Source organism: Amphritea sp. (assembly GCF_016744155.1).
Classification (GTDB): domain Bacteria; phylum Pseudomonadota; class Gammaproteobacteria; order Pseudomonadales; family Balneatricaceae; genus Amphritea.
Genome location: NZ_JADGEW010000008.1, coordinates 47,818 through 63,118 on the forward strand (window position 1 = coordinate 47,818; position 15,301 = coordinate 63,118).

14 protein-coding genes are annotated in these 15,301 nt (G+C 46.7%); 13 read left to right on the plus strand and 1 reads right to left on the minus strand.

All coding sequences use genetic code 11. The features are described 5' to 3' along the window. The 13 genes from QZZ54_RS08740 to phbB all read left to right on the plus strand — a co-directional run bounded on the left by QZZ54_RS08740 (position 1) and on the right by phbB (position 12,446). Positions 1 to 411: a DoxX family protein gene (locus tag QZZ54_RS08740; RefSeq protein ID WP_290701701.1), complete on the plus strand. Its 411-nt coding sequence runs from the start codon at positions 1 to 3 to the stop codon at positions 409 to 411. An 82-nt stretch (positions 412 to 493) separates the two neighbouring features. Beyond that, positions 494 to 1,447 carry a glutathione S-transferase C-terminal domain-containing protein gene (locus tag QZZ54_RS08745; RefSeq protein ID WP_290701703.1) on the plus strand — a complete coding sequence of 318 codons (954 nt, stop codon included), beginning with the start codon at positions 494 to 496 and terminating at the stop codon, positions 1,445 to 1,447. A 9-nt stretch (positions 1,448 to 1,456) separates the two neighbouring features. Next, complete coding sequence (locus QZZ54_RS08750) at positions 1,457 to 2,239, plus strand: class III extradiol ring-cleavage dioxygenase (protein ID WP_290701705.1); 783 nt, start codon at positions 1,457 to 1,459, stop codon at positions 2,237 to 2,239. A gap of 215 nt (positions 2,240 to 2,454) precedes the next feature. Then, positions 2,455 to 2,799, plus strand: a complete 345-nt coding sequence (locus QZZ54_RS08755; RefSeq protein ID WP_290701709.1) for a 2Fe-2S iron-sulfur cluster-binding protein — start codon at positions 2,455 to 2,457, stop codon at positions 2,797 to 2,799. 32 nt (positions 2,800 to 2,831) lie between these two features. Then, positions 2,832 to 3,755, plus strand: a complete 924-nt coding sequence (locus tag QZZ54_RS08760; protein WP_290701713.1) for a catechol 2,3-dioxygenase — start codon at positions 2,832 to 2,834, stop codon at positions 3,753 to 3,755. A gap of 148 nt (positions 3,756 to 3,903) precedes the next feature. Next, positions 3,904 to 5,364 carry a 2-hydroxymuconic semialdehyde dehydrogenase gene (locus QZZ54_RS08765; RefSeq protein WP_290701716.1) on the plus strand — a complete coding sequence of 487 codons (1,461 nt, stop codon included), beginning with the start codon at positions 3,904 to 3,906 and terminating at the stop codon, positions 5,362 to 5,364. A gap of 81 nt (positions 5,365 to 5,445) precedes the next feature. Continuing rightward, positions 5,446 to 6,231, plus strand: coding sequence for a 2-oxopent-4-enoate hydratase (dmpE, locus tag QZZ54_RS08770; RefSeq protein ID WP_290701719.1), 786 nt, complete (start codon positions 5,446 to 5,448; stop codon positions 6,229 to 6,231). 46 nt (positions 6,232 to 6,277) lie between these two features. Next, complete coding sequence (locus QZZ54_RS08775) at positions 6,278 to 7,189, plus strand: acetaldehyde dehydrogenase (acetylating) (protein WP_290701722.1); 912 nt, start codon at positions 6,278 to 6,280, stop codon at positions 7,187 to 7,189. Between the two features lie 16 nt (positions 7,190 to 7,205). Next, positions 7,206 to 8,234 (plus strand): 4-hydroxy-2-oxovalerate aldolase, encoded by a 1,029-nt coding sequence (gene dmpG / locus QZZ54_RS08780; RefSeq protein WP_290701725.1) that lies wholly within the window; start codon positions 7,206 to 7,208, stop codon positions 8,232 to 8,234. Beyond that, a complete protein-coding gene (gene dmpH, locus QZZ54_RS08785; RefSeq protein WP_290701728.1) occupies positions 8,234 to 9,040 on the plus strand; it encodes a 2-oxo-3-hexenedioate decarboxylase in 807 nt (268 codons plus the stop codon). Before dmpG ends, dmpH begins: the two co-directional genes overlap by 1 nt. 87 nt (positions 9,041 to 9,127) lie before the next feature. Next, positions 9,128 to 9,709, plus strand: a complete 582-nt coding sequence (locus tag QZZ54_RS08790) for an antibiotic biosynthesis monooxygenase (protein WP_290701731.1) — start codon at positions 9,128 to 9,130, stop codon at positions 9,707 to 9,709. 437 nt (positions 9,710 to 10,146) lie between these two features. Then, positions 10,147 to 11,475 carry an MATE family efflux transporter gene (locus tag QZZ54_RS08795; protein WP_290701734.1) on the plus strand — a complete coding sequence of 443 codons (1,329 nt, stop codon included), beginning with the start codon at positions 10,147 to 10,149 and terminating at the stop codon, positions 11,473 to 11,475. Between the two features lie 221 nt (positions 11,476 to 11,696). Next, on the plus strand, positions 11,697 to 12,446 hold the full coding sequence (gene phbB / locus QZZ54_RS08800) for an acetoacetyl-CoA reductase (RefSeq protein ID WP_290701737.1): 750 nt from the start codon (positions 11,697 to 11,699) through the stop codon (positions 12,444 to 12,446). A gap of 95 nt (positions 12,447 to 12,541) precedes the next feature. Here phbB and QZZ54_RS08805 read toward each other — a convergent pair whose 3' ends face one another. Further along, on the minus strand, positions 12,542 to 15,193 hold the full coding sequence (locus QZZ54_RS08805) for a DUF349 domain-containing protein (protein WP_290701740.1): 2,652 nt from the start codon (positions 15,191 to 15,193) through the stop codon (positions 12,542 to 12,544). Positions 15,194 to 15,301 lie beyond the last annotated feature (108 nt).

A 15,301-nucleotide genomic window follows, 5' to 3' on the forward strand; every position in this document is an offset into this window, starting at 1 on the left:
ATGAATACTTCACCGGCTTATGCTGCAACGCTTCTTCGTATCGCTCTGGGTACCATGTATCTGGCGCATGGTTTACTGAAACTATTGGTGTTTACGCCTGAAGGTACGGCGGGCTTCTTTAGCTCGTTGGGACTGCCTGGTTTTTTTGGTCCTGTCACTATGGCGCTTGAGATCGCTGGTGGTATTGCCCTGATTTTAGGTGTGTATGCTCGCTATGTTGCTGCCGCGCTGATCCCTGTCCTGCTGGGTGCTGTCGTGCTAGTTCATGGTGCTAATGGTTGGGGCTTTGGCAATAAAGGTGGTGGTTGGGAATACCCAGTATTTCTGATTGCAGCCTCTGCAGTTCAGTTTCTGTTGGGTGATGGTGTCTTTGCCCTCAAGTCCCATAAGGTTAAGTCAGCTACGGTATAAATTTGATTACTGAACTTTAAATAGGAAGTTCTGATATCCAGTTGCCAGAACTTCCCTTTTTAACGTGCTTTTGGAGTGATATATGTTAGTAAATGGCGTGTGGCAAAGTAAGTGGGACCCGGTTCAGAAAAAAGATGAGCTGGGGCGCTTTATCCGTCAGAACAGTGCTTTTCGTGAAACAATCAGCTCAGATCGGGTCTCTGGAGTAAAGCATGGGGACTTTGAAAATCTTGGCGTCAGGCTTTATGTCGCTTACATCTGCCCCTGGGCGACCCGTACCCTGATCGCCCGGTCTTTACTTGGTCTGGAAGAGTATATCCCCGTCAGCATTGTTGACCCACAGATCAGTGATAACGGCTGGATGTTTAACGATTACCCAGGTGGTACCGGTAGTCAGCAGGAATCAATAACCTATATTCACCAACTTTATACACAGGCTGACCCGCAATACTCCGGCCGGGCAACAGTTCCTGTGTTATGGAATACCGAAGAAAATAATATTATCAATAATGAGTCTGCCGATATTGTCCGGATTTTTAACAGTGACTTGCGGCCATTACATACTTCAGAGATTGATCTTGCGCCTGAATCGCTGTTGCAAGAGATAGATACCTTTAATGGGCGAATCTACGATACTTTGAATAATGGTGTCTATCGTGCAGGCTTTGCCTCTACACAGGAAGCCTACGAGGAGGCATATAGCGATGTGTTTACTACTCTTGAGCGGTTGGAAAAATATTTCGAGAAGCGGTTGTATGCGGTAGGAAACCAACTTACAGAAAGTGATATTCGTTTGTTCGTCACCCTGATTCGCTTCGATGTGGCTTATTATGGACTATTCAAAACCAATAAGGCTCAGGTTTGCGACTACCCTAATCTTTCAGCGTATCTGGATCGGTTGTTAAAAATTCCGGCATTTAGTAAAAACACCAATATTGATCATATAAAAGCGGGCTATTACTCCATTAAAGCTCTGAACCCAACAGGCATTATACCTGCTGGGCCAGAGTTGCCGTGGTTTGATTATTTGAAATAGGAGAGAGTTATGTCAGCAACAAGAGCTCCGGTTATGTTTATCGGTCATGGTTCGCCCAGATGGGCTCTGTCACCGGGTGAAGCGGCGATACGATTACAGGAGTTCAGTGGTTTTTTTGATCATGTGAAAGCCGTGCTTGTAATTTCACCCCATTGGATCACCCGGGGAATGTACCTGACGGCTTCTTCTAAGCCTGAAACTATTCATGATTTTGGTGGCTTCGAAGAGGCGCTTTATAAACTACAGTATCCTGTTGCCGGTGAACCTGACCTGGCCCGTAAAATTCAATCGCTGCTGCAAGAACAGGGAATAGCTGTTGCTCTGGATGAAAAACGTGGCTTAGACCACGGTGCCTGGGTGCCGCTTATGCATATGTTGCCTGAGCATACTATTCCTGTATTACAGCTCTCTCTGGATGCAGGTTCTACGCCTGAATCGCTGGTGGCGCTGGGCGAGCAGTTAAAGAGTCTGCGTAATGAAGGCGTTGCCGTAATAGCTTCCGGTAGTCTGACGCATAATCTCTATCATATTGGCGATGAAAATGGTCCACCGCTGGACTATGTTGTTCGTTTTCAGAACTGGATAAGAGAGCAGGTGATTGCACGAAATATAGCGTCTCTTAGTAGGCCTAATATTGAGTCAGAGGAGTTTTCAACGGCACATCCAAGTGCAGAGCATTATCTACCTTTACTGATAGCGATGGGGGCCAGCAGTGACGCAGATCAGTTTTCTCTGCTCGAAAGCCCTGTTTTATATCAAGCGCTGTCTATGGAATCCTATGGATGGAACTGATGAAATCATTAACTGGTTACTGAAATTATTGACTATATGATTAAAAAGCCTTGCTTCCGAGCGAGGCTTTTTTTTGATTTTTTTCTGTTATTTATAATAAAGCATTATAAAAACAATGTGTTACGTATGTTTTTATAATGCTTTGTGCATTCTGGCACAGTGGTTGCTTTTATATTTAGGTGCAATAAATCGAATGAACGTCAAAGGAGATGTTGATGTCGGATCAGGCTACACATTTGATCAAGGTCGTTAACCGTGATCAAAGCTTTCAATGTGCAGAAGATCAGGTGTTGCTGATTGCTATGGAGCGCCTTAGTGCTGATGCGATCAATGTGGGATGTCGGGGTGGTGGTTGTGGTATTTGTAAAATTCGTATTCTTCACGGGGATTATGAATGCAAAAAGATGAGTAAAGCCCATATCTCGGAGGCTGAGCAGCAGCAAGGTTTTGTTCTGGCCTGTCGGGTGTTTCCCCGGACAGATCTGGAAATTGAATCTGATCATCATCAGGCTGTTGAGTCTTCCTACCAAAAAACGGGTGCCAGGATGGCTGCCAGTTAAACAATAAAAAGCAAAGTGCAGAGGAAAACGAGATGAAAAAAGGTGTAATGCGTCCCGGTCATATACAAATCCGGGTTCTGGATGTTGAAGAAGCTTTGAAGCACTACCGGGATCTGCTGGGCCTGATCGAAGTTGAGCGTGATAGCCAGGGGCGGGCTTATCTTAAAGGTTGGACCGAGGTTGATAAGTTTTCCGTGGTACTGCGGGAAGCGGATGAGCCCGGTATGGATTTTGTTGGCTACAAAGTGCTGGATAACCAGACACTGGAAAAGCTGCAGGGTGAACTTATTGAGTATGGCTGTAACGTCGAAGAGATTCCTGCCGGTGAGCTGAACGGCTGTGGTCGTCGGGTTCGTTTTGACTCGCCAACGGGGCATATGTTTGAAATCTATGCTGAGAAAGAACAAACCGGTAAATGGGGCTTGTCCAGTGTAAATCCTGAAGCCTGGCCACGTGGCTTGACAGGCATGAAAGCAACACGTTTTGACCACTGCCTGCTGTATGGGCCAAACATCGTAGGCACTCTGGATCTGTTTCAGAAAGTTCTTGGTTTCGATCTGGCTGAACAGGTTATTGATCCGGAAGGCAATAAAGCAGCAGTGTTCCTGACGGCAAGTATGAAAGCCCATGATGTTGCGTTTATTGAATGTCCAGAGCCCGGTAAATTTCACCACGCATCGTTCTATCTGGATACCTGGGAAGCAGTGCTCCGTGCAGCAGATCTGATTTCAATGGAAGATGTATCGCTGGATATCGGGCCTACGCGCCATGGTCTGACACATGGCCAGACTATCTATTTCTTTGATCCATCGGGCAACCGCTCTGAAGTGTTCTGCGGTGGTGATTATCACTACCCGGATCATGAGCCAGTTACTTGGAAAGCAGAAGATCTCGGCAAGGCTATTTTCTACCATGATCGTGTTCTGAATGAGCGCTTCCTGACAGTTCTGACCTGATAAAAATAAGCAGGCACTCCATTATTTGAAATTAATGGAGTAGCTCGCTATAGGCGGGATTTTTCCCGCCAAGAAAAGTTCTATTGGCTGTGGTTCTCTGAAACTGCAAATGTTTGTCAGATTTATCTCGAGAATAGCGAGTACAAAGATGCAGGAATTTAAAAACTTTATTAACGGCGAGTTTGTTACAGCAGCCAGCGGTAAAACCTTTGAAAACCGAAATCCGGTAGATGATAGTCTCATCGGAATGGTTCACGAAGCAGGCTTGCCAGAAGTAGACACGGCGGTTAAAGCAGCAAAGGCGGCAATGAAAGGGCCTTGGGGTAAGATGACTCAAGCTGCCCGTATAAAGCTGCTGGATAAAGTGGCTAACCGTATCAATGAACGCTTTGATGAATTTTTGGATGCTGAGTGTAAAGACACCGGCAAGCCGCACAAAATAGCCTCCCACATTGATATTCCTCGAGGCGCTGCAAACTTCAAAGCTTTTTCTGAAACACTCGCAAATCATCCTACGGAGGCCTTTAAACTGGATACTCCTGACGGTCGTGGCGCTCTGAATTATGGCCATCGTACCCCTAAAGGAGTGGTTGCCGTTATAAGTCCATGGAACCTGCCACTGCTGCTGATGACCTGGAAAGTCGGCCCTGCACTGGCCTGTGGTAACACTGTAGTGGTTAAGCCTTCTGAAGAGACGCCTGCGACTGCAACCCTGTTGGGTGAGGTGATGAACGAGTGTGGCGTTCCGAAAGGTGTATATAACGTTGTCCATGGTTTCGGCGGTGATTCAGCCGGTGCCTTCCTAACGGCGCATCCTGATGTGAATGCTATTACCTTTACCGGTGAAACGAGTACCGGTGAAACTATTATGCGAGCAGCATCCGTTGGTTTGCGCAATATATCGCTGGAATGTGGTGGTAAGAATCCTGGTATTGTTTTTGCTGATTGCGATATGGATAAAGCGATCGAAGGCACCATGAGGTCAGCATTTGTAAACTGTGGTCAGGTTTGTCTGGGCACTGAGCGTGTTTATGTTGAACGGCCTATTTTTGAAGCGTTTGTGCAACGTCTGAAAGCAGAAGTTGAAAAATTAAAGCTAGGAGTCCCTGAAGATTCAACGGTGGATTTCGGGCCTCTGGTAAGCCAAGAGCACAAAGAAAAAGTCCTTTCATACTACCGTCTGGCTGTCGAAGAAGGTGCAACTATCGTTACCGGTGGTGGTGTGCCGGATATGGGGGCTGAATTGAATGCTGGTGCCTGGGTTGAGCCCACTATCTGGACCGGTTTGTCAGATGATGCACGGGTTATAAGAGAAGAGATATTCGGGCCTTGTTGTCATATTCGCCCGTTCGATACTGAAGAAGAGGTGATCGAGCTGGCCAACGATACTAAATATGGATTGGCAGCCGCGATCTGGACTGAAAATTCTGCCCGGGCTTCTCGCGTTGCAGAAGCGATGGAAGTCGGTATTGCCTGGGTCAACAGCTGGTTCCTACGTGACCTGCGTTCCGCCTTTGGTGGTGCTAAAGAATCGGGTATTGGTCGTGAAGGTGGTGTTCATGGTCTGGAGTTTTATACCGAACTAAAGAATGTCTGCATCAAACTTTGATCTTGTCGAATTAAATGCTTTTTTCAGCGGCTTCTATTGCAGAGAGCGGCTGAGAAATTCTGACTGAATAGAGAAAATATTATGAATAAAGAACAGATTATCCTCTGTGGTGATGAGCTGTATGAGGCGATGATTCAGCGCCATACTCTGCGTCCATTCACCGAACGTTTTGACGACATTACCATTGAGGATGCCTATAACATCTCATTGCGCATGATCGAACGTCGTGTTGCAGCAGGTGAAAAAATTATCGGTAAAAAGATCGGTGTTACCTCAAAAGCGGTTCAGAACATGCTCAATGTTCATCAACCGGATTTTGGTTTCCTTACCGATTCTATGGCTTATTCAGAAGGCCAGGAGATGCCGATCAGTACACAGCTGATGCAACCTAAAGCGGAAGGTGAAATAGCCTTCATTCTGAAGAAGGATTTGTTGGGTCCAGGAATAACCAATGCCGATGTTTTGGCTGCGACAGATTGTGTTATCCCTTGTTTTGAGGTGGTCGATTCACGTATCGAAAACTGGAATATCAAAATTGAGGACACGGTTGCTGATAATGCTTCCTGCGGTCTGTTTATTTTGGGTGATAAGGCAGTAGATCCTCGTAAAGTGGATCTGGCGACCTGCGGCATGGTCGTTGAAAAGAATGGTTCTATTATTTCTACCGGCGCAGGCGCTGCTGCATTGGGTAGCCCGGTTAACTGTGTTGCCTGGTTAGCGAACACCTTGGGTGAATTCGGTATCCCGCTTAAAGCCGGTGAAGTTATTTTGTCCGGGTCTTTAGTTCCTCTTGAGCCGGTTCAGGCTGGGGACTTTATGAGCGTCAGTATCGGTGGTATCGGTTCTGCTTCCGTTCGCTTTGTATAACAGCTTGCAACTATCGGCTTCTTATTAGGGGCTTAGGGTGAAATTTATGAGTAAGAAATTAAAAGCAGTGATTATCGGACCGGGTAATATTGGTACCGATTTGCTGATGAAAATGAAACGTTCCGAGTGGATTGAGCCGGTTTGGATGGTGGGTATTGATCCGGAATCCGATGGTCTGACACGGGCGCGTGAGATGGGGATAAAAACCACCGCCGATGGCGTTGATGGATTGCTGCCCCATGTGTTGGAGGACGACATCCGCGTGGCCTTTGATGCCACCTCTGCTTATGTTCATGCGGAGAACAGCCGCAAATTGAACGAACTGGGTGTGATCATGATCGATCTGACGCCCGCGGCGATTGGTCCCTTCTGTGTGCCTCCGGTGAATCTGGTGCAGCATGCGAAAGAGCTGGAGATGAACGTCAATATGGTGACCTGTGGCGGCCAGGCGACGATCCCGATGGTGGCTGCTGTCTCTCAGGTTCAGCCCGTAGAGTATGGCGAAATTATCGCGACGGTTTCCTCTAAATCAGCCGGCCCTGGTACCCGTAAGAACATCGATGAGTTCACCCGGACCACTGCGAGCGCAGTCGAAAAAGTGGGCGGTGCGAAAAAGGGTAAAGCGATTATCATTATCAACCCGGCTGAGCCACCACTGCTAATGCGCGACACGGTTCACTGCCTTACCGAAGGTGAGCCAGATCAGGCGGCTATCACTGAGTCGGTTCACGCCATGGTGAAAGAGGTACAGAAATATGTACCAGGTTATCGCTTGGTCAACGGCCCTGTGTTTGATGGCAATCGGGTCTCCATGTTTATGGAAGTGGAAGGTCTGGGTGATTACCTGCCGAAGTACTCCGGTAACCTGGATATTATGACCGCAGCGGGTCTGCGCACCGCCGAGATGTTTGCTGAAGAAACCAACAGCGGCAACATTACCCTGCCAGCACGCGGCTAAGTGGAGAAATAAGACAATGAATCTTAAAGATAAGAAAGTAATACTTCACGATATGAGCTTGCGGGATGGCATGCATGCGAAACGTCACCAGATCTCACTGGATCAGATGGTCGCTGTGGCCACGGGTTTAGATGAAGCCGGAATGCCGCTGATCGAAGTCACCCACGGCGATGGCTTAGGTGGAACCTCGGTAAACTATGGTTTTCCAGCGCACAGTGATGAAGAGTATCTCAGCGCTGTTATTCCGAAGATGAAAAACGCTAAGGTCTCTGCATTGCTGTTGCCGGGGATCGGAACGGTTGATCATCTGCGCATGGCGAAAGATCTGGGTGTAAGCACTATCCGTGTGGCTGCGCACTGTACCGAAGCGGATGTGACGGAACAGCATATCGGCCTGGCCGCTAAGCTGGAGATGGATACCGTTGGCTTCCTGATGATGGCGCATATGGCCAGCCCGGAAAAGATAGTAGAACAGGCACGGCTGATGGAGTCCTACGGGGCGAACTGTATCTACTGTACTGACTCGGCGGGTTACATGCTGCCGGATGAAGTGACAGAGAAGATCGGTCTGCTGCGGGCAGAGCTGAACCCCAACACGGAGATCGGCTTCCACGGTCACCACAATATGGGAATGGCGGTAGCTAATTCATTGGCCGCGATTGATGCCGGTGCGATTCGTATAGATGGTTCGGTTGCTGGTTTGGGTGCCGGTGCCGGTAACACGCCACTGGAAGTATTAGTCGCCACCTTGGTGCGGCTGGAAGCGGACCACGGCATCGATCTGTATAAGATTATGGATGTTGCGGAAGATCTTGTAGTACCGATGATGGACCAACCCATTCGTGTCGACCGTGATGCTTTGACGCTGGGTTATGCTGGTGTTTATTCGTCGTTCCTGCTGTTCGCGAAACGGGCAGAAGCGAAGTATGGGATTCAGGCGCGAGACCTTCTGGTAGAGCTGGGCCGCCGCGGAACCGTAGGTGGACAGGAAGATATGATTGAAGATCTGGCGCTGACAATGGCCAAAGAGAAGGGGTTAATCTAATGGCTGAATCTAAAGAAAATAAGTTAACAAAGTCACAGATCGAAGAGCTGGCCATTCATCTGGAAACGGCTGAGCTTGAAGCATATGAAGTCACTAAGATCACCAATGACTTTCCGGATATGACTTATAGAGACGCCTTCGATATCCAGTGGGAAATTCGTCGTCGTAAAGAGGAACGTGGTAATAAAATTGTTGGCATGAAGATGGGTTTGACCTCTTGGGCGAAAATGTCTCAGATGGGTGTTGAACATCCCTGCTACGGTTTCCTAGCAGATTACTTTTCAGTTCCTGAAGGCGGTGAAGTTAAGCATGACGAGTTAATCCACCCTAAGATTGAGGCTGAGCTGGCATTTGTGACTAAAGCTCCACTGAAAGGGCCTGGAATCCATATTGGTGATGTACTCCGTGCGACTGATTTTGTAATGCCGGCAGTTGAAGTGATCGATTCCCGCTATAAAGATTTTAAATTTGATTTGAAATCCGTTATTGCAGATAACTCATCTTCATCTCGCTTTATTACGGGTGGCCGGATGGCCGATGTGGCAGATCTAGATCTGAAAACCTTGGGCGTAGTGATGGAGATCAATGGTGAGGTGGTTGAAGTGGGCGCCGGTGCTGCTGTGCTAGGGCATCCTGCCGCATCGGTTGCGATGCTGGCTAATATGCTGGGTGAGCGTGGTGAAGAACTGCCAGCAGGCTCCTTTATTATGATCGGCGCGATCACTGCTGCGGTACAGGTTAATAAGGGTGATTCCTTCTGTGTTCGCTATCAGGATTTGGGCACCATTAGTGGTAAGTTTGTCTGAGTAATCGCTTTTATTATTCAGGTAGCATAGCAGCCCCATCTTAGGGGCTGTTTTGTTTTTTGTTTACGTCAATTATTGAGGCAAGTTATGGCGGATAGCTGTATTCAGAGTCAATTGACAGAACCTGGCCAGGAAGGTCCGGTCACCGTTAGCATTTCCCGGAAAGCAAAAGCAGGACGGGAGGCGGATTATGAAGCCTGGATCTCAGGTGTTATTGATGCTGCATCTGTATACCCAGGTCATCAGGGCAGTAATGTTCTGCGACCCTCAGCAGCGACCGGAAACCGATATGTATTGATTTACCGTTTTGATAATTACGAGAATTGTCAGAATTGGGAGGGTTCCGTTAAGCGAAAAGAGTGGCTTGAAAAGCTCGAACCATTAATCGATGGGGAAGCAGAAGTTCAGCGCGGGACAGGCTTGGAATTCTGGTTTGATCTGCCTGAGTTGCCGGTAAATAAACACCCATCCCCCCATAAAATGGCATTGGTGCTGATTACCGTGGTGTATGTGCTGGTGATCATGCTTAACCTATTGCTAGGGCCGCTATTAGTAGATACGAATCTTTGGTTAAAGTCCGCTGTGATTGTAATTCTACAAGTAGTACTGATGACCTATCTGGTAATGCCACGGGTGACTCGCCTGATACATAGCTGGCTGTTCAAGTGAGGAGCTACAGATATTAACTAGTTACACTTAATAAAATGGCCGACCGTTCTGACGAGAAGTAGGAACTAATGATTGATGAAATTACTGAAGCTATTACTGCACTATAGATGCCCCACCTAAGCTTAATCTCAAGGTTAGGTGTGAGTAACTATAAAGCTGGGGAATAGTAACAAGGTATTATTAAGCCTCCATTGGAGGCTTTTTAATATCTTAAAGATAATCTTGGTCAGGTAAGGGGGTAGGGGAAATAGAACGGTCATCTGCTTTGTCAGACCGCTTGAAAAGGTCCAGATATTTCGCTGCACTGTCTTCCGCGCATTTGACCGTTCTATTACCCGCAGAGAATACATGGGACTTATTCACACCTTCCTAGCCAATAAACTGTTTAAGCGGTGTTATTATGTGGCCTTTTAAATCTATTAGAGCCCAATTAAATAGTGAAACCTGATCTGCTTAATGGTGAAGTTCGACCGACCCTAATTAAAATGACGTTACCGATGATGCTCGGTATCGTTAGTTTGATGCTGTTTAATGTTGCAGACAGCTACTTTGTTAGTCAGTTGGGAACTGAGCAGTTGGCTGCATTGGGTTTTACTTTTCCAGTTTCCTTTACCGTTATAAGCCTCTCCATCGGACTCAGTGTAGGAACATCGGCCACTATTGCTAAATTAATTGGCTCCGGTGACAGTAGTAAGGCTCGTCAGTTGACGACTGATAATCTGTTACTAACGACTCTGTTAATGGCGATGATAGCGATCATCTCTACTTTGGTTATTGACCCGCTGTTCAGATTGTTGGGAGCAGGCGATGACCTGATGCCCTATATTCACAGTTATATGTCCGTTTGGTTCTTCGGTGCTGTTTTCTATGTTCTGATCATGGTGTCTAACAGCTCGCTTAGAGCGAGTGGAGATACGAAAACACCCGCGATGCTGATGGGGTTCTCATCTATTCTAAATTTAATACTGGATCCGTTGCTTATTTTTGGCTGGGGTCCAGTGCCGGCATTGGGTATTCAGGGAGCAGCAATTGCCAGTGTGATCGCTTGGGGGATCGCTGCGGTTGCCGCTTTGGTCAACTTATATGCCCGTAAAGGGTTGTTAATACTGAAGATAGAGTCACTTTCTGTTGCGGTGCAGCATTGGCTTATGGTGATGGAAATAGGTTTTCCTGCAGCGCTTTCCAACATGATGACACCGATAGCCGCAGCGATTATGACTGCCCTAGTCGCAACTCATGGACCGGAAGCGGTAGCGGCCTTTGGTGTTGGTAACCGTCTTGAATCTCTCTGTTTGTTGGTAAATCTTGCACTGTCGATGACTCTGCCACCTTTTATTAGTCAAAATTATGGCAAGGGGCAGGGGGCGCGTGTACGTGTTGCATACTATAGCGCTATTAAATTTGCTCTGCTTTGGCAGGTACTTATCTATCTGTTTCTACTGGTCTTTGCTGGAGGAATTGGTTCTCTGTTTAGTGATCAGGAAGAAGTGGTTAGCCTCATCAGCCTGTGGATTCTTATTGTTCCTTTGGGCTTTGGTTTTCAGGCAGTAACTTTTCTGACGGCCTCCAGTTTTAATGCTGTGCACCAACCAATGAGAGCGATGCGGATCAGTATTTTCAGACTGTTTATTCTCTATGTACCGCTTGGTTTTGCCGGTAACTATTTAGGTGGTTTACAGGGGATGTTTATCGGCTTTGTTATTGCAAATATGTGCACTGCAGCAATGGCGTTTATGTGGATGAGACGCCATCTTGAGCGTATTTAGAGGCTTGGGAAAATAAGTTTTTTTTGTCTTTACTTTGTCACAGCTGAAAAGTAGCCTTAATTTACTAATTAGAAATTGCTCAATGAAATTAGAAATTACTCAACGAAAGTCATATTACTACTCAGTGGCTTTGGTTATATGATTTAGTTAGTAAAAAAGTATAAAAAGAAAATAATAACAATTCAAAACAACAAATCTCAAAAAGCAAAGAGGAAGTGAGCATGACACAGAAAATTGCTCTGGTTACTGGCGGTACAGGCGGTATTGGTACTGCAATTTGTCGCGCATTAGCTGATTCAGGTGTAAAGGTTGTCGCTGGTTATAACTCTGGTGGTAAGCATGAAAAGGCTAAAGCTTGGCAGGAAGAGCAGAAAGCTGAGGGTTACGATATTCTGGTAGCCTATGGTGATGTGACAGACGAAGAATCATGTGCTGCATGTATTAAAACGGTTGAAGAAGTAGCCGGCGGCAGCGTTGATATTCTGATTAACAATGCGGGTATAACCCGTGATGGTACTTTCCGTAAGATGACCTGGGAACAGTGGAGTGAAGTACTTTCTGCTAACCTGGACTCAATGTTCCATATGACTCGTCTGGTTATTAATCCAATGTTGGAGAAAAACTGGGGCCGGGTTATCAACATCTCTTCTGTAAACGCACAGAAAGGTCAGTTTGGTCAGTGTAACTACTCTGCAGCTAAAGCAGGTATTCATGGTTTCACTAAAGCATTGGCTCAAGAAGTGGCTGCTAAGGGTATAACCGTTAACACGGTATCGCCTGGTTATGTTCTTACTCCGATGGTTAAAAAGATTCCTGAAGAAGTTCTGCAGAAAATTGTTCGTCAGGTGCCAGTAGGTCGTTTAGGCGAGCCTGAAGAGATCGGTAAAGCGGTTTCATACTTAGCCAGCGATGATTGCGGCTATGTGACCGGTTCTGACTTCTCTATCAACGGTGGTCAGCACATGTCTTAAGCTGATATATCAGCCAAAAAAAACCCGCTTATGCGGGTTTTTTTTATGCTGAAGATAAGGGCTCAGTTTTAACCCTGACAAGCTTGGAGGTTTTTCTATCTCACCTGCTGCAAGTTACTGTAAAAGCGAATCTGAAGTGCTTCATGTTGCAGTGTAAATGGATGGCATAGCCACTCCAGTTCCAACTTTTTCAATTCGTTAGCATTGGCGGATTTTTCCCGTTGCTCAAGGGCCTTCTGCAATCGATCCATCTGGTATTCCATTCGCAGAGACTGATCTTGTTCAGGAGACTCCTGACCTAAGAGTATTTCAAGTCTGATACAGAGCTGTCGTAGGGCTGTCTCGGTGACTTCAAGCAGCTGTTCTATCTCAATCCTTCCAGATATGAACTCGAGTAGCATTTCATAGCGGCTATATATCAGCGGTTCAAAGTGCGAGGCTGGGCGGTCAGACTGTTCCCATGCGGACTGAATATCATCAAGAGCCAGTTGGTCCAGCGTACCGTTCTGAATCAGGTTTTCCAGCTGATCGCAGAGCTCGATTCGGCGGGTTAGTGCCTGGTCATGTTGTTTATTAGCGCTGGCAGCATCCGGAGTCTGCTTCTGTATCTGCTTCTCTTTATTCAGATTATCAAATACAAGGTTGCAGGCCTGGCGGAATTCAGGCCAGAGCTCACGTTCCACATTATGAAAGGTGTTGCCAGCTTCTTTCCAGCGTTTCTGTAGTGCTTTGATTAAACTGGCAGCGTTTTCGATGTTCTCAGTGGTGGATAGTTCGATTGCTTGTGCCAGAATAGCTCTTTTTTCGTTGGCAACCTGTTCTCGGTGACCCGATATTTTCGCATCAAGTTTTTTTAGTAAGGCATTGAATTCAGTCTGTACCTGTCGTCCAGGAGTCCGGTCAACAGGGGCATATTCTTTCCATTCTCGCTTAACTGTCCGGCTAAGTTGTTCCATCAGAACCCAGTCGGGCTGCTGCCAGTCAACTTGTTCAAGATAGCCACTGAGTTCAGAAACGAGGTGGGTACGCTTGCTAAGATTATTCTCACGTTGCTGCTTCTGATCCCGGAAATAACTTTCGCAAGGGGCATAGGCCTGATCGGAGGCTGCTTTAAAACGTTGCCAGATCGAATGTGAGTGGAACGGATCACTGCTATCAAGCTGTTTCCACTGCTGTTGTATCTGGTTAATTTTTTTAGCGAGTACGGAAGGCTCAGTGGAGTTGCCTATGAGCGCTTCCATCTGCTCGCAGAGCTGCTCTTTCTTCTCTTCTATGGCAAAGCCTTGCCTGTTCTTAAGTTCAGATAAGCGCGCGATAAGGCCTTTGTAGCGCTGCTGTAAGTGCTTGGGTGAGCGGCCGCTCATACTATTCAAGCTTACTTCTATCTGTTGCTCTATCTGCCCGGCGGCTTTTAGCTGCCCCGCTTCAATTTGCTGCTCGAACTTATTGAGCAGTTCTGACAGGTCTTGACTACAATGCTGTCGTTCAATGTTGAGCTGTTGTAGTTGATCGTGAATTTCACCTTGTCTCTGAACAACGGATTGTAGTTGACTTGGTTCTTTCAGATCCGCTGGCCAGCCGATCTGTTGAATAAGGAGGTTAATCTTATTCAAGTATTGCTGCAGTGGGGCTGCTATTTGGTTGTCTGGTGATTCACTGAGTAGAGCAGTTACTTCCTGATTGAGTTTTAACCACTCTCTGGCAGCGTTTTGGTAAAGAGCAAAACGTTGCTTTGGCTGTTTTAGCCCAGCGATGTTTGATTGGTTATCACTGCTGTTGCGCAATTGTTGCTCAATATCATCCCAGCAGCTTTGTTCAGCATCAAGATCAGCTTTGCAGAAATGTTCTCCGGCGATTAATGTTGCGCACCGAATAGTCGTTTCATCAAGTTTTTGCAGTAACTCTGTTTCTCGTTGTTCTTTTAGCAGGCTCTTTTGTTCATCCTGCTGTTCTGCATCATAGCGCTGCTGTTCTGCATCGAGAGTTTGCTGGCTACGTTCAGTGAAGTTTTTATATCGCTGGCTGATTGATTCATTCGGGGTACTTTGGAGCTGACTCCATTGATGACAAAGAGCATCCAGTTTAGCGCCATAGAGAGGAAAGAAAGCGGTCTGACTTAAGTGTTCAAGGCTGCTTAGTAGCTCTTCCTGTTGAAGACGTGACTTTTCTTCAATTCGAGATTGTTCTTGTAACTGTTGCTGTTTGTTCCGGATGATTCGGTAGACGGTTTTATCACGGCCTTTAATAGCCTTACCGGCTTGTTCCAGTAGTTCAGGTAGGTAAAGTTTTTCAGCTGCAGTCTGACGAATCTGGGTACAGTTACCGTTAATAGCCAGGCTGATAAGGCAGTGTTGATCGGATATCCTTTGCAATGCTTGCTGCTGGATTTCGGCACTGGAACTATTAAGTGCTATATGGGCGAGTATATTTTCGTCTTGAAGGTATGTCAGGCACTCTGACTGCTGGCTTAAGGTATAGCCAGGATTAAGAATGATATTGCAGATTCGTTGAGCGACACTGCGACGAATGTCAGGGTCTGCATCATGGGTCAGAATATCTGAAAGAAGGTCGGGTGCAGCAATCTTTTCGACAGCGGCCATGCGCACTTCCACACTCTGGTCCTGGCGGGCAAGTTGGGTTAAAACGTCAAGGTGCTCAGATTTACCGGGACTTAGCCGGTGAACTGCTTTAATACGTACGGCGGCTTTACTATGTTGCCAACGGGGTTTGAATAACTTCACAAACATTACATCGATCCTGCAATGGCCACTACATAAACTACGGTACCTGCGGCCTGAAGCCGGTATTCTACCGGCCTTTGACTGTGCAGGAAAAGCCTTGACAGAAAAGAAAAC